The sequence below is a fragment of the Brevibacterium sediminis genome, from assembly GCF_013623905.1.
GTDB lineage: Bacteria > Actinomycetota > Actinomycetes > Actinomycetales > Brevibacteriaceae > Brevibacterium > Brevibacterium sediminis.
Genome location: NZ_JABKDD010000005.1, coordinates 1 through 15,470 on the forward strand (window position 1 = coordinate 1; position 15,470 = coordinate 15,470).

Consider the following 15,470-nt stretch of genomic DNA (forward strand, 5'->3'; position numbering starts at 1 on the left):
TGGAAGGGCAGCCGTGGACGTCTGTAGTGCGTGGTCATGGGGGTGTTCCTTCGTTCAGTGGAAACACCCGGTCTGATAGTGCTGGTCAGACCGGGTGTTGCACTAGAACCTAGAAACCGCCGGCCAATTTTCGGCATTCTTCGCACACTTAACCCTTTCTCCCCGCTGCTTCAGGCCGCTGCAGAGGTACGGAAGTAGATGAGTGCGCAAAGCCGGCTCGAGAGGCCGCGACTCAGGTGAGCGCCGCTTGACTGGCTCCGAACCTCAGACGCACTGACCTCAGCACTCGACGACCCGTCCTGCCTCAGCACTCGACGACGTTGACGGCGAGGCCGCCCATCGCCGTCTCCTTGTACTTCGAGGACATGTCCGCGCCGGTCTGACGCATCGTCTCGATCACTTCGTCGAGGCTGACCCGGTGCTGGCCATCGCCCCACAGCGCCATGCGGGAGGCGTTGATGGCCTTGCCGGCGGCGATCGCATTGCGTTCGATGCAGGGGACCTGCACGAGTCCGGAGATCGGGTCGCAGGTCAGGCCGAGGTTGTGCTCCATCGCGATCTCGGCAGCGTTCTCCACCTGTTCGGGTGTTCCGCCCATCACGGCGGCCAGTCCCCCGGCGGCCATCGACGAGGCGGATCCGACCTCTCCCTGACAGCCCACCTCGGCGCCGGAGATCGACGCCCGCTCCTTGTAGAGGACTCCGATGGCTGCCGCGGTGAGCAGGAAGTCGACGATGGCTCGATGCTTCGCGGACTCGCCGCCTTCCTTGACTGCGGGGACGTAGTTGAGCGCATAGTGCAGCACGGCGGGGATGATGCCGGCCGCCCCATTCGTCGGCGCGGTGACGACGCGGCCTCCCGAGGCGTTCTCCTCGTTCACGGCCATCGCGATGAGGTTGACCCATTCGAGGTAGTAGCCGGGATCCCGGCCGGGGTCCTCGGCCTTGAGTTTGAGGTACCAGTCGTGTGCGCGGCGGCGGACCTTGAGCCCTCCGGGCAGATAACCGGAGCGGTCCAGGGACGCCGAAGCGCATTCCTCCATCACCGAGTAGATGTGGAGCAGTCCGTGCCGGATCTCATCCTCGTCGCGCATCGACAGTTCGTTGGCGTGCATGATCTCGGCGATGGACAGATCGTTCTCGCGGCAGCGCTGAAGCAGCTCGACTCCGGAGTGGAAGGGGTAGGGCAGCTCTTCGTCGTAGGACTCGAGTTCGGCGTCGACGACAGAATCCGCGACCGCGAACTCGACACCCGCGTCTGCACCGCCGCCGTCGGCAGCTGCACCATCCTCGGCGGTCTTCTCTTTCTCCAGGAATTCGGTCTCCGAAGTCACGAATCCGCCGCCGACGGAGTAATAGGTCTCCTCGGCGAGAGTCTCCCCGGCAGCGTCGTAGGCGGTCACGGTCATGGCGTTCGTATGGCGCGGGAGGACGGTCAGCGGTCGTTTGACCATGTCATCCTCGGTGAACTTGAGTTCGACGCCGTTGCCGGTCGAGTCGCCGAGGATGATCGTCCCGGTCTCGGACATCCGTGTTCGCCGGGCGGTCAGTTCGTTGGCTTCGATGAGATCGGGGCGGCAGCCTTCGAGGCCGATGAGGATGGCGTCGAAGGTCCCGTGACCGGCGCCGGTGGCGGCCAGGGAACCGAACACGTCGACGCGCAGATCCGCCACGGAGCTCAGCGAATCGCTAAGGAGGTCGATGAAGCTCGCGCCGGCACGCATCGGTCCGACGGTGTGGGAGCTCGACGGTCCGATGCCGACCGTGAAGAGGTCGAAGACACTCAATGGCATGGCAATCACTTCGTTTCTGATGAGATGACGACGGGGCCGACCGAACAGCCGTGCACTCACGTGCATGGCAAGCCGATGCCGACGATGTGTCGGCACCGACCTCGACCGACCCCGCTTCAGGGTTTATATCCTCCGCCCGGAGGATGAGGCTCAGAGGGAGTTCGCCTCGGCGTAGCCGGCGGCGTCCATGACTTCGCCGACCTCGGTCACGGCGACCTCGAACAGCCAGCCCTCACCGTAGGGGTCGGAGTTGAGCAGACCGGGTGAGTCCACGGCCGCCTCGTTGATGGTGACGACCTCGCCGGTCACTGGGGTGTAGAGGTCGGACACGGACTTCGTGGATTCGACCTCTCCGCAGGTCTCACCTGCGGTGATGGTGTCACCAACCTCAGGCAGGTCGACGTAGACGACCTCGCCGAGGGCATCGGCGGCGACGGCGGTGATGCCGACCTTGACGGTCTTGCCGACGAGCTCATCGGCAGCGCCGTCGACCCATTCGTGTTCGGCGGAGTAGGTGAAGTTCTGCGGGAGCGGGGGCAGCTGTGCCATATGTCTTCCTTACTGTGACTGCCGCCGGAAGGGGCGGTCACGACGTTGTTGTGCCAGGTGGGACCAGTCTACGAGTCGCCGGTCCCACCAGGATGAATTGTGGGTGAGAGCTTCAGTCGGCCTGGCGCTTGTAGAACGGCAGCTGTGTGACGGTGAAGTCGTGTGCCTTGCCGCGGATGTCCACGGTCACGGCGGTGCCCACCTCGGCGCGGTCCCGATCGATGTAGGCCAGGGCGATCGGGTGGCCGAGCGTCGGCGAGGGCTGACCGGAGGTGACGGTGCCGACCTCAGCGCCGTCGATCGATACGGCGGCTCCGGAGCGGGCGGCGCGGCGTCCTTCCGAACTCAGGCCGACGAGCACGCGCGGCGGTTCGGTCTCTCCGAGCTTCGCCAGCGCCTCACGGGCGAAGAAGTCGTCCTTCGTGTTGAACCCGATCATCCGGCCCATTCCCGCATCGTACGGGGTGGTGTTCTGAGCGAGTTCGTTGCCGTAGAGCGGCATTCCGGCTTCGAGGCGCAGCGAATCGCGTGCAGCCAGACCGCAGGGAACGAGTCCGTAGTCCGCACCCGAAGTCACGAGCGTGTTCCACAGGCGGGAGGCGCCGATGTTGGGGACGTAGAGCTCGAACCCGTCCTCACCGGTGTATCCGGTGCGGGCGAGCATGAGGTCGATCCCGGCGATCGTCAGCGGCATCCACGCGTAGTACTTGAGTTCGCGCACCGACTGACCGATGGTGATCTTCGCATCCCCCGCCGAGGTGGCTCCCCCGTTGGCATCGTCGGTGACCTGGGCTTTCGCCTGGTCACCGGCGCCGGTGCGGGGTCCGAATTCGCCGTGGCCGGATTCGTCGAGGGCGCGCAGGATGATCGCCTCCGAGTTCGGTCCCTGCACGGCGATGAGTGCGGTGGCGTCGGATTCGTCTGTCAGGTGCACATCGGAGCCGGGTGCGACGGTCTGCACGAACTGGTGCACGCGTTCCTTGAGCGCGGCGACCACGGTGGGCGTGTTCGAGGCGTTGGGGACGATGAGGAACTCTTCGTCGCCGATGCGGTAGGTGATGAGGTCGTCGAGCAGGCCGCCTGACTCGTTGACGATGACTCCGTACTTGGCCTTGCCGATCTTCATCTTCGAGTACTTCGCGACGAGCGCGTAGTCGAGGAATGCGGCGGCGTCGGTTCCGCTGATACGCACCTCTCCCATGTGGGAGAGGTCGAAGAGGCCTGCGGCCTCACGCACGGCACGGTGTTCGGCGAGTTCCGAACCGTACTTCAGCGGCATGTCCCAGCCGCCGAAGTCGGTGAACGAGGCACCGAGCTCGGCGTGGATGCCGTGCAGCGGGGTCTCTTTCGGTGTGTTCGCGGTCGTATCGGTCATCACTTGTCCTCTTCCTCGAACTCTTCGAAGGCCTCTGGCGGCGGGCAGGAGCACACCAGGTTGCGGTCGCCGTAGGCTCCGTCGATGCGGCTGACCGGCGGGAAGTACTTCGTGAGGCGCAGCCCGGGAACGGGGAACACCGCGGTCTCGCGGCTGTACTTGCCGTCCCAGTCGTCCATCACCGCGGTCGCTGGGTGCGGCGCGAGGGCCAGCGGCGACTCTTCGTAGGTATACGACTTGCCGATCTCGTCGATCTCGGCGCGGATGGTGCGCATGGCCTCGACGAAGCGGTCGAGCTCGTCCTTGTCCTCGGACTCGGTGGGTTCGACCATGAGGGTGCCGGGCACCGGGAAGGCCAGGGTCGGGGCGTGGAAGCCGAAGTCGACGAGGCGCTTGCAGACATCCTCGGCGGTGACTCCCGTCGCCGAGGTGATCGCGCGGAGGTCGAGGATTGTTTCGTGGCCGACGAGTCCGTTCTCTCCCGAGTAGAGGATCGGGTAGACGTCGCCGAGCTTCTTCGCCAGGTAGTTCGCACCGAGCAGAGCCGAGCGCGAGGCTTCGCGCAGTCCTTCGGCACCCATGAGTTCGAGGTAGGCGAAGCTGATGGGCAGGACTCCTGCGGAGCCGAACATCGATGCGGAGATCGGCAGCTCCTTGGCATCCGGGTCACCGGCGACGAGCTCCGGCAGCGTGGCATCGCCGGGCAGGTACGGAGCGAGGTGTTCGCGCACCGCCACAGGGCCGACTCCGGGGCCGCCTCCTCCGTGGGGGATGCAGAAGGTCTTGTGCAGGTTGAGGTGGGAGACGTCGCCGCCGAATTCGCCGGGCTTGGCGAGTCCGACCATGGCGTTGAGGTTCGCACCGTCGACGTAGACCTGCCCGCCGGCGGCATGGACCTTGTCGCAGACCTCGCGGATCTGCGGTTCGAAGACACCGTGGGTCGACGGGTAGGTGATCATGATGCCGGCGATCTTGCCTTCGTGCTTGGCGATCTTCGCATCGAGGTCGTCCATGTCCACGGAGCCGTCATCGGCCGTCGCGACGACCTGCACCTGGAGTCCGGCGAGCACCGCGGAGGCGGCGTTCGTGCCGTGCGCGGACTGCGGGATGAGCACGACGGTGCGGGCATCTTCACCATTGGCCACATGGTAGGCGCGGATGGCGAGCAGTCCGGCCAGCTCACCCTGCGAGCCTGCGTTGGGTTGCAGGGACACGCGGTCGTAGCCGGTGACCTCGACGAGGGAGTCCTCGAGGCGGCCGATGAGTGCGCGCCACCCCTGGGTCTGTTCGACGGGGGCGAAGGGGTGGATGGAGGCGAATTCCGGCCAGGTGATGGGTTCCATCTCGGCGGCGGCGTTGAGCTTCATCGTGCACGAGCCCAGCGGAATCATCGTCCGGTCGAGTGCGAGGTCACGGTCGGCCAGGGTGCGCAGGTAGCGCATCATCGAGGTCTCGGAGCCGTGGGCGCTGAAGACGGGGTGGGTGAGGAATTCGGTGTCCCGGTGGAACGACGCCGCGAATGCGGGTTCCGGCACGGCGTTGGCTCCGAAGGTTCCTGCCGAGGCGGCTTCAAAGTCGTCCGCGTCGACCCGGGCAAAGATGCCGAGGGCCTCGAGCAGGCCGTTGGCATCGGCGACGGTGTGGGGTTCGCCGAAGGAGACGCCGACGGTGGTGTTGTCGATGACGCGGATGTTGTATCCGGCCTGGTCGGCGACGTAGCGGGCGGCTTCGGCATCGGCCACGCGCAGGGCCACGGTGTCGAAGAATTCCCAGGTGAGCACCTCGGCGCCGGGGGCGGTGTCCGCGGCACCTGCGAACGCGTGGGCGAGGCGGTGGACGCGGGAGGCGATGCGGGTCAGACCGACCGGGCCGTGGTAGACGGCGTACATGGAGGCGACGTTGGCGAGCAGCGCCTGCGCGGTGCAGATGTTCGATGTCGCCTTCTGGCGGCGGATGTGCTGTTCACGGGTCTGCAGGGCCAGGCGGTAGCCGGGCTTGCCCTGGGCGTCCTTGGACACTCCGACGAGGCGGCCGGGCAGCTGGCGCTGGAGTCCGGACTTCACGGCCATGAAGCCGGCGTGGGGGCCGCCGAAGAACAGGGGCACACCGAAGCGCTGGGCCGAGCCGACGGCGATGTCCGCACCCTGGGAGGCGCAGTCCTTGAGCAGAGTCAGGGCCAGTAGGTCGGCGTCGAAGGTGACGAGCGCACCGCGGTCGTGTGCTCCGTCGACGGCTTCGGTGAAGTCGCGGATGGCTCCGGTGGTGCCGGGCTGGGCGCAGACGATGCCGAAGATGTCTTCGCCGACGAGGCCCTCGGCGAGGTCGGCGACGGTGACGCGGAAGTCCATAGCCTTCGCCCGGGCGCGGACGACGGCGATGGTCTGCGGGTGGAGTTCGGAGTCGAGGACGACGGTTGTCCCCTTCTTCACGGCTCGACGCATGAGCAGGACCGCCTCGGCGACGGCGGTGGCCTCATCGAGGAGGGAGGCATTGGCGATGTCGAGGCCGGTGAGGTCCTGGACGACCTGCTGGAAGTTCAGCAGCGCTTCGAGCCGGCCCTGGGAGATCTCGGGCTGGTACGGGGTGTAGGCGGTGTACCAGGCGGGGTTCTCGACGAGGTTGCGGCGGATGACGGCCGGGGTGATCGTGTCGTAGTAGCCCTGGCCGATGAGCTGGGTGCGCATGACGTTCTGTTCGGCGAGGTCGCGCAGGTCGCCCAGCACATCGAATTCGGAGCGGCCGGCGGGCAGGTTGAGCTCTTCGTTCTGGATGGATTCCGGGACGGCAGCGGAAGAGAGCGCTTCCAGGGAGTCATAGCCGAGTTCGGCGAGCATGGCCTGCACGTCGTCGGCGCGGGGGCCGATGTGGCGGTCGGAGAAGGGGCGCGCGGTGTCCCCTGTTGCCTGCGTCGTATGGGCGAGTGAACTGGTCAATTGCCGTCCTTGGGTCGGTGTCGCGCCCACCGAATTGGAGGACGCAGCGATCGCTGAGTGTCCTCCCCGATCTGTCGGATGTGTGGTCGCACCGCACGTGTGCGGCGAACTCGCGTCCTTCAGATATGCCTGCAATCGGTGGTACTGGGCCTGAGAGTTTCCCGGGGAGGGAATTGCACCTACGGCGCTGCTCGGAAGCCCGGCTCGATTCGGCCCGACTGCGGCAGCTCTCCCACGTCTTGTCTTAGCGGCGTATGAAGTTATGTGCAGAACCAGTTGGGCCTCTGAAGCCCCCGGCTGAGACTGCGCCTCCGATTCTAGTGAATGAAATCACCCCCGACAAACCCCCTGCTGGCCCCCTCGCTGTGGCCACTCTTCCAACCGCCGCGAGGACCAGCTCCCCACGGCAGCTCGTCTGTGACTCCAATGCAGAAATAGGTCGCTATCGGATACTTTCCTTGCTCAGAAGTATCCGATAGCGACCTAGATTCGCCGAGGCGGCGCTGCGGTCCCGCCGCGATGTTCAGATCGCGTTGAGGTCCTTGCCCTTAGTCTCGGGCAGCTTGACCACGGCGACGATCGTTGCCAAGCAGAGCAGGACCACCCAGCCGCTGGAGAGCCAGCTGAGGTCGAGCGAGTTGAACAGTCCATTGAGATATGGTGCCGTTCCGCCGAACACAGCCACAGAGACCGAGTAGGCGAAGCCGATTCCCTGGGTGCGGACCTTCGTCGGGAAGGCCTCGGACAGGACTGCCGACAACAAGGCTCCTGCCATCGAGACCACGAGCAGTGCCAGCGTCGACGCAACGAACAACGTCCAGCCGGTGTCCGTGATCATGCCCATGAGCGGATACTGCAGGATCGCCATGAGCACTCCGAAGCCGATGAGCACCGGCCGACGACCGATCCGGTCGGAGAGGAATCCCCAGAAGGGCAGCGACGCGAGTGCGATGATCTGCGCACCGACGGTCGCCCAGTAAGCGGTCTGCGCATCCATACCGCGCTCGGTGATCGCCAAGGTCGACGCGTACGACGTCCAGGTGTAGTGAGCCGCGGTGATACCGGAGGTCATGAGCACGACGAGGACGATCGCACGGGCCACGCGGCCGCGATCCAGCGGGGTCGGGTCGACAACTTCTTCCGCTTCATCGGCTTCGAAGACATCGCTTTCGACCATTCCGCGCCGCATCCACAGCGCGACGAGCGCGAGCAGACCGCCGAGCGCGAACGGAATCCTCCATGCCCAGTCGGAAACTGCCGCCTCGGAGAAGACGTTCGTGATCACGCCCCCAATCGTGTAAGCGACGACCGAACCGCCGAAGATGGCGACGAAGACGATTGAGCCCCAGAAACCGCGCTTGTGGGCCGGAGCGATCTCAGCGATATAGGAGTTCGCCGTTGCCGACTCCCCTCCGTGGGCGAAGCCCTGTGCCACTCGGATGAGAAGGAGGATGAGTGAGGCGAAGACGCCGATCTGACCATAGGTCGGCAGGACGGCGATGAGGAACGAACCGCCTGCCATGATGAGCATCGTGACGATGAGAACGAACTTGCGCCCCTTCACATCGGCGATCTTCCCGAACACGATGCCGCCCAGGGGTCTCATGAGGAACCCGACGGCGAAGACGCCGAGGGTCGCGAGGACGGAGGAGACTGTGTCCTCGCTGTTGAACATCGCGGCGGCGATGAAGGGCGTGAACACCGCGTAGGCGCTCCACTCGTACCATTCGAGGATATTGCCGATGGTGCTCGCGACGACGGATCGCCGTTTCAGCTGCAGAGGCACCTTTGTCTCTGCGATCGTATCGGTCATGGCTTCCTTTCCACTGCTTCATTGGAGGTGGTGATGCTGTATATCTCTGTGGTGGTGTTCGGTGGTGCGGATACTCCTATCTCGCTCGCCGTCACACGACGGTGGAGGCGACGGCTTCGGCGGCTGCGATGAGTTCGGGGACCCCGGTCTCGAGGCTGCCGGTGAAGTTACCGGCCGACGGCGCCTCTCCGTTGAGCCATCTGGTGTAGATGGCTTCGCTGAAGATCGCGGCCTTCCACAGCGCGAAGGCCTCGTACCAAGGCAATACGGACAGGTCCAGGCCCGTCTTCTGCTGGTAGCGCTCGGCGAGGTCGGAACGGGTGAGGAACCCCTCCCCCGCAGTGACCGGGGTGAGGTCCATGACCGTGCGCGGATTCTCGCGGTCGGTGTAGGTGACGAGGAAGTAGCCGAGGTCGGCGAGCGGATCGCCGAGGGTCGACATCTCCCAGTCGAGGATCGCTGCGACCTCGACCGGCGTCGAGGACGCGATCATCGCGTTGCCGGCACGGTAGTCGCCATGGACGACCGCGTGCCGCTGAGTGGCCGGAATGCTCGCAGCCAACCACTCACCGAGGCGGCTGACCTGGGGCAGCGACCGCTGAGTGTTCTTCCCCCAGAGGGAGGCGAACAACTTCACCTGGCGCTCCAGGTACCCGTCCGGACGACCGAGCGCGGCCACCTCGGGAACTGCGACGTCGACCGAGTGGAGGTCGACGAGGCGGTCGACGAGGGCTTCGCTGAGAGCTCGACGGTCGGCCGCCTCGGCGAGGAAATCGGGCAGTGTGTCGGTGACGACGGTGCCCGGCACGAAATCCATGATGTAGAACGGCACGCCGAGGACCGATTCGTCCTCGCAGACGTGGAGGATCGTGGGCACGGCCACTCCCTGAGCGCCGAGGACCTTCTGGATCTTCGCCTCCCGGACCATGTCGTGAGTCGATTTCGGGATCGGCGGGCGCGGTCCGCGGCGCAGCACCACATCGAGGTCATCACGCCGGATCCGGAAGGTGACGTTCGACTGGCCCTCGCCGATGCGATCCCAGCGGACGGGACCGGACCCGAGGCCATGCGTGTCGAGGTAGTCGGTGAGGACGTCGACGATGAGCAACGGCGGTACGGACAGTGCCTGCGCCTCGGCCGCGGTGTCGACGACGTCGATGAGCTTCTCGGTCAACGCGCCTCCCTCACGATGTCGAGGCGGGGAGCTCCCGCGGCGACTTCCTTGCGCCGCTTCGATGAGGCACGACGGGAGATCGCGAACTTGTGCGTCTCGGTGGCGCCGTCGTAGATGCGGAACGGACGGACGTCGTTGAGGTACTGGACGAGTGGCAGCTGGTCGGAGACGCCGTCTCCGCCGGTGAGCTGGATGGCCCGATCGATGACACGGTAGACGGCTTCGGAGCAGTAGACCTTCGCGATCGAAGATCTGGAGTTCGCTTCCTTCGCATCGGTGGCGAGCACTTCGGAGGTCTTCGTGATCATCGCGTCAGAGGTTTCGATGTCGATGACCGACTGCGCGATGAGCTCCTGCGCGAGGCCCTGACGTGCGAGGACGTCGCCGAATGCCTCGCGATGTTCGGCACGGTCGAGAGCCGTGTCCAGCGCCCGGCGGGCCAGTCCCAGCCACCGCATGCAGTGCGTGAGGCGGGCGGGTGCCAGGCGAACCTGGGCGTAGGCGAATCCCTTGCCGGGTTCGCCGAGGATCGCCGAGGTGGGGACACGAACATCGTCGAAGTGGACGTAGGGATGGCCGCCGGCGATCGTGCGATCGACGGTGTGGATCGGCCGCCCTACGCTGACACCCGGGGTGTCCTTTGGCACGAGGAACATCGTGGCCGCCTGGCCCATCTTCGCCTGCGCGGAACCCGAGCCCTCGGTCGCAGCGGCCGACTCCTCGGCGTCGGTGGCGGCCATGACGACGAAGAAGCTGCACAGCTCAGCTCCGGAGATGAAGCGCTTGTCACCGGTGATGACCCACTCGTCACCGTCCTTGACCGCGCGGGTCGCCAGCGCCGATGGGTCGGAGCCGGTGCCTGGATGTGGTTCGGTCATGGCGAAGGAGGAGCGGACGTCGCCGGCGGCCAGCGGGGCGAGGAACCGCTCCTTCTGCTCCTGCGTGGCGATCTGGGCGAGCATGTGCATATTGCCCTCATCGGGTGCCATGCAATTGAGCACGGCGGGCCCGATCGGCGAGTAGCCTGCCTCCTGGAACACCGGGGACCAGAACTCGATCGGCACGCCCTGGCCGCCCCACTCGGCAGGCACGTGTGGAGCGAAGACTCCGGCCTCCTTGGCTTTGGCCTTGAGGTCGGTCAGAACCCCTTCGTCGAGGTAGTCCCCGGGATGAGGTTCGGCGGGTATGACGACGTCGCGGATGAAGGTGCGGGTGCGCTGGCGCAGCTCTTCGACGTCTGCTGGAATGTGGCTCATGCTGTGCCTCCTGCTGTGATGAGTCCGCCGTCGGCGGTGAGGATCTGGGCGGTGATCCAGTCGGAGTCGGACGACGTGAGGTAGGCCGCAGCTGCGCCGATGTCCTCGGGAGTGCCGAGCCGGCCGGCCGGATAGGCGGCGGTGACTTCGGCTTCTCTGCCTTCGTATAGCGCGGTGGCGAAGCGGGTCTTGACGACGGCAGGGGCAATTCCGTTGACGCGGATATCGGGTCCGAGTTCGACGGCAAGGGTCTTCACGAGGTGGGCCACGGCGGCCTTCGAGACGCCGTAGAGGCCGATGCCCTTGCTCGGATTCTGGCCGGCGACCGAGGAGATGGACAGGATCCGACCCTTGTTCTCCCGGAACTTCAGTCCCTCGTGATGGACGGCCCCCTGGATCCAGGCCAGAGTGCCGAGAACGTTGACCTCGAGGATCTTGCGGGCGGCATCGAGCTCGATGTCGATAGTGTCACCGTAGACCGGGTTGATGCCGACGTTCGTGACGAGGACGTCGAGGCGGCCGAACTTCTCGGCGATCGTGTCGAACACCTCGGCCCGGTGAGCCGAGTCATCGGCCTTTCCCGCGATGCCGATCACGGTGCCGTCGGGGAATTCTGCGACAGTCTCGGCAAGCGGTTCGGGCTTGCGGGCGGTGAGGACGACGGTCGCCCCTTCGACTTGCAGCCGCTTGGCGATGCCGAGTCCGATGCCGCGACTCGATCCCGTCACGAGGGCGACCTGCCCTTCGAAACGGCGTCCGATCGTTGATTCACTCAATGTCTCTCCTGTCTTGAATGGTTGCCGGTCAGTGGTGCCTATCTATCTGACGCTGCTTCTCTTCCGGAGTCTCGCAGCAGCCTGCGTTGGATCTTTCCGGTATGCGTCTTCGGCAGGTCTGACATGACGTGGACGGTGCGCGGGTACTTGTACGCTGCGAGGCGTTCTTTCGCGAAGGCGATGAGCTCCTCGGCGCTGACGTCTTGGCCGGTGCGCAGGGAGACGTAGGCGACGACGGTCTCGCCGCGGTAGTCGTCGGGCTGGCCGACGACGGCGGCTTCGAGCACGGCCGGGTGTTCATAGAGGACGTCTTCGACCTCGCGCGGCCACACCTTGTAGCCGGAGGCGTTGATCTGGTCCTTGATCCGATCGACGAGATAGATCCAGCCGGCTGCGTCCATGACTCCGACATCGCCGGTGCGCAACCAGCCCTCGTCGAAGGCCGCCTCGTTGGCTTCGGGCTTGCCGAGGTAGCCGGGCGTGATCTGAGGCCCGCGCAACTCGAGTTCGCCGGCGCTGGAATCGGTGATGACGGTCCCGTCGGCGATGTCGACGATGCGGGCTTCGAGTCCGGGGAACGGCACGCCGATGGCCAGGGTGTCCGTGGCCGGGTCGACGGGCGCCTCCGTGTTCGGCGGGACTCCGATGACCGCGGAGGCGGTTTCGGTCATCCCGTAGATGTTGTGGATGTAGTGGCCGAACCGGTTCCGGAAACGCTCGACCGTGGCCGGCGGCACGGGGGCTCCACCGGAATAGAGGTAGCGAATGCTCTGCAGGTCCTCGGCTGTGGCGGACTCGTGTTCGAGCAGTGCGTTGTAGACGGTGATCGAGCCGATGGTCACGGTGACCTTGTCATCACGGATGGCGGCGACGATCTTGTCCGCGTTCACGCGGCCGATGAAGTCGAGCGTGATCGGGAAGATCAGCGAGGTCGCCGCGCAGGCGACGGCTCCGGTGATGTGGAAGAGCGGGGCGATGGCGAGCATGACGTCGCCTTCGTCGAGGTTCAGCCAATCTCCGTACGACCGGGCCACGGCGAGAACATTGCGGTGGGTGCCGACGGCGCCTTTGGCCGGCCCGGTCGTGCCCGATGTGTAGGTGAGCAGGGCGGCGTCGTCGAGGCCCGGCAGCAGTTCGGTGCGGTGATCGGGCGCGTCGGTGCGCTTGGAGGCGAGGAAGGGACCCCACGAATAAACGGCGATCCCGGACTCGGCGGGGGTCGCCTCGGCGGGAGTGGTTTCTGACTCACGGACAGCTGCGGTCTGGGCGTCGCCGGTGAGGTCGGAGGGGTCCCGATCGTATTCGTCGTCATCGGTGATGAGCACCCAGGTCAGGGAGCCGCCGGTGAGGGTCTCACGAACCTGGCCGAGGTCTGCTTCGTCGCAGATGAGCGCCGAGGCGGCCGAGTCGTCGATGAGCGCGCGCAGTTCGCGACCGCGGTACATGGGGTTGAGGACGAGGGGGACGACGCCGATCTTCCAGGCCGCAAGCAGTGCCACGGCGAACTGCGGGACGTTCTGGAGGTAGATGCCGACGATATTCGACTTCTGCAGGCCGCGGGAGAGGAACCCGGCGGCGAGCGCCTCGGCTTCACGGTCGATGTCGGCGGCGGTGAACCTGCGGCCACGGTAGGTCACGGCAATCTGACTTGGGGCCGCCTCGACACGGGCGTTCCACGCATGGGCCGTGGATGCGTCGTGGATCTCCGGCGTCTCACCGACTCCGGCAGGGTAGAGCCGCGTCCACACATGCTGCGTGGTGGTGGAAGTTCTGTCGGCTGCCATCTGACTGTCGCCCCTCATCGTGTCGGAACCGGAGCATCTCCGCTTCGGCCGACCGAGCGCTCGCTCGGTTAGTTCTGTATCGTAGGTCACACGATGACCGGGCGCAAGGGCGGCCGGGCCTGACTGTCAACCGTTCGGGCAGAAAAGCGATCGAACTCAGAGATGGAGGAACGCTTCGGGGGTCGAATGAAACCGCGGGGCACGAATGGCCGTAGATTAGGGATGAGAAGACAGTGAGATGGAGCAGGCAGGGACAACTCGTGAGCAATGCACCCATGATCGATTGGCGGGACTACGACGCCCCGCTGCTCTCGCCGATCCTCCAGGCCGCTCTCGACAGCTTCGTCACGGGCGGCTTCCACGGCACGAGCATCCGGCAGCTGGCCGGCGCGGCCGGACTGTCAGTGCCCGGCCTCTATCACCATTTCGCGTCGAAGCATGCGATCCTCGCCGAGATCGACCGTCTGGCGATGGAGGATCTGTGGCAGCGCAGCGTCGCGGCACTCGCCGACGGCGGGCAGGAGCCGACCGCACGCTTCGACCGACTCATCGAATGCCTGCTGCTCTTCCACGCGCACCAGTCCGATCTCGCCTTCATCGCATTCAGCGAGATCCGAGCGCTGAAAGATCAGCACCGGTATGCTCATATCGCCGCTCGTGACCGGCAGCAGAAACTCCTCGACGAGGTGGTCGAGGAGTGCGTTGCCGACGGCAGCTTCACCACGGAGTTCCCGCGGGACGCCTCACGAGCGATCACGACGATCTGCACGGGCGTCTCGCAGTGGTACCGGGCCGGCGGCGAACTCGACCCGGCCGGTGTGGCCGAACGCTACGGCGAGATCTGCGCGCACGCCGCCGGCCTCCCGATGAAGTAACGGTGGTGCCTGGCGACCCGGCGAAGTAACGGTCGCCTGGCCACAAGCTGCCCGCGAAATAGCGGCAGGCTGCTCGCGAAACGTTCCGCGAACCCTGCCCCCATTGGATTGTTGGGTCGATCCACGGTGGTTTCCACGCCTGAAACACCGTGGATCGACCCAACAATGCGCCTCAGTTTCAGGCGCTGCCGCCGGCGGTGACGACTCCCCCATCGGCGGTGAGCACCTGAGCGGTGATCCAGTCGGCGTCGTCCGAGGCCAGATAGGCGACGGCACCGGCAATGTCCTCGGGAGTGCCGAGGCGCTTGACCGGGTACGCGGAGGCGACCTCCTCTTCCCTGCCTTCGTAGAGCGCGGTGGCGAACTTCGTTTTGACTACTGCCGGAGCGACGGCGTTGACGCGGATGTCGGGTCCGAGCTCCACGGCAAGCGTCTTCGTCAGATGTGAGACCGCCGCCTTCGAAATGCCGTAGAAGCCGATGCCTTCGCTCGGGATCTGCCCGGCGACCGACGACAGGGTGACGACGCGGCCCTTGTTCTCACGGAAGTTCAGGCCCTCATGGTGGACGGCGTCCTGCACCCAGGCCAGCGTGCCGAGGACGTTGACGTCGAAGATCTTCCGCGCGGCATCGAGCTCCATATCGACGAGCGGGCCGTAGACCGGGTTGATTCCGGCGTTGGCCACGAGCACATCGAGGCGACCGAACTTCTCAGCAACCGTGTCGAACACCTCTGCCCTGTGAGCCGGGTCGTCGGCCTTGCCGGCAATGGCGAGCGCCGTGCCTTCGGGGAACTCCGCGACCGCCTCACCCAGCGCTTCGGGCTTGCGCGCGGTGAGGACGACGGTGGCGCCCTCCGCGTTCAGCCGCCGAGCGATTCCGAGACCGATGCCACGGCTGGCGCCGGTGATGACAGCGACCTGGCCTTCGAAACGACGACCGGATTTCGGAGCCGCCGAGGCAGCTGCGGGCTGAGCGGATGAGGTGCTGTCTGACATAGATGAACTCCAGTGTTCGTGCTGTGACATGGTCATTCGGCGCTGACCTGGCGAATTGCCCTGAAGCGAGCGTTCGTTCAGCGATCAGTTCTCATCGTAGGCACAGCCGTTCGAAGATGACAAGGACTACGGCCATCGAACGAGAG

The 15,470-nt window shown here is 65.7% G+C and carries 11 protein-coding genes and 1 riboswitch; of the genes, 1 reads left to right on the forward strand and 10 read right to left on the reverse strand.

What is annotated here, in order from left to right:
• Positions 1–304: 304 nt before the first annotated feature.
• The 9 genes from HK108_RS08960 to HK108_RS09000 all read right to left on the reverse strand — a co-directional run bounded on the left by HK108_RS08960 (position 305) and on the right by HK108_RS09000 (position 13,452).
• The gene (locus tag HK108_RS08960) at positions 305–1,792 is read right to left on the reverse strand and encodes an L-serine ammonia-lyase (RefSeq protein ID WP_181271241.1); all 1,488 of its coding nucleotides are present in this window, start codon (positions 1,790–1,792) and stop codon (positions 305–307) included.
• 150 nt (positions 1,793–1,942) lie between these two features.
• Positions 1,943–2,341 (reverse strand): glycine cleavage system protein GcvH, encoded by a 399-nt coding sequence (gene gcvH, locus HK108_RS08965; RefSeq protein WP_167193660.1) that lies wholly within the window; start codon positions 2,339–2,341, stop codon positions 1,943–1,945.
• A gap of 112 nt (positions 2,342–2,453) precedes the next feature.
• The gene (locus HK108_RS08970) at positions 2,454–3,716 is read right to left on the reverse strand and encodes a glycine cleavage system aminomethyltransferase GcvT (RefSeq protein WP_181271242.1); all 1,263 of its coding nucleotides are present in this window, start codon (positions 3,714–3,716) and stop codon (positions 2,454–2,456) included.
• On the reverse strand, positions 3,716–6,649 hold the full coding sequence (gcvP, locus tag HK108_RS08975) for an aminomethyl-transferring glycine dehydrogenase (protein ID WP_181271243.1): 2,934 nt from the start codon (positions 6,647–6,649) through the stop codon (positions 3,716–3,718). Before gcvP ends, HK108_RS08970 begins: the two co-directional genes overlap by 1 nt.
• Before the next feature lie 129 nt (positions 6,650–6,778).
• Positions 6,779–6,894: riboswitch (glycine riboswitch) on the reverse strand.
• Between the two features lie 278 nt (positions 6,895–7,172).
• Entirely contained in the window at positions 7,173–8,462 is a 1,290-nt protein-coding gene (locus tag HK108_RS08980; protein ID WP_139470402.1) for an MFS transporter, read from the reverse strand.
• Positions 8,463–8,553: 91 nt separating this feature from the next.
• The gene (locus HK108_RS08985; protein ID WP_172172384.1) at positions 8,554–9,636 is read right to left on the reverse strand and encodes a phosphotransferase family protein; all 1,083 of its coding nucleotides are present in this window, start codon (positions 9,634–9,636) and stop codon (positions 8,554–8,556) included.
• Complete coding sequence (locus HK108_RS08990; RefSeq protein WP_139906777.1) at positions 9,633–10,892, reverse strand: acyl-CoA dehydrogenase family protein; 1,260 nt, start codon at positions 10,890–10,892, stop codon at positions 9,633–9,635. Before HK108_RS08990 ends, HK108_RS08985 begins: the two co-directional genes overlap by 4 nt.
• Complete coding sequence (locus HK108_RS08995) at positions 10,889–11,668, reverse strand: SDR family oxidoreductase (RefSeq protein ID WP_219729055.1); 780 nt, start codon at positions 11,666–11,668, stop codon at positions 10,889–10,891. Before HK108_RS08995 ends, HK108_RS08990 begins: the two co-directional genes overlap by 4 nt.
• 38 nt (positions 11,669–11,706) lie before the next feature.
• Positions 11,707–13,452, reverse strand: a complete 1,746-nt coding sequence (locus HK108_RS09000; RefSeq protein ID WP_181271244.1) for a class I adenylate-forming enzyme family protein — start codon at positions 13,450–13,452, stop codon at positions 11,707–11,709.
• Positions 13,453–13,712: 260 nt separating this feature from the next.
• Here HK108_RS09000 and HK108_RS09005 point away from each other — a divergent pair, with 260 nt between their 5' ends.
• Positions 13,713–14,327 carry a TetR/AcrR family transcriptional regulator gene (locus HK108_RS09005; protein WP_229664039.1) on the forward strand — a complete coding sequence of 205 codons (615 nt, stop codon included), beginning with the start codon at positions 13,713–13,715 and terminating at the stop codon, positions 14,325–14,327.
• Positions 14,328–14,505: 178 nt separating this feature from the next.
• Here HK108_RS09005 and HK108_RS09010 read toward each other — a convergent pair whose 3' ends face one another.
• On the reverse strand, positions 14,506–15,324 hold the full coding sequence (locus HK108_RS09010) for an SDR family oxidoreductase (RefSeq protein WP_181271245.1): 819 nt from the start codon (positions 15,322–15,324) through the stop codon (positions 14,506–14,508).
• Between the last annotated feature and the right edge of the window lie 146 nt (positions 15,325–15,470).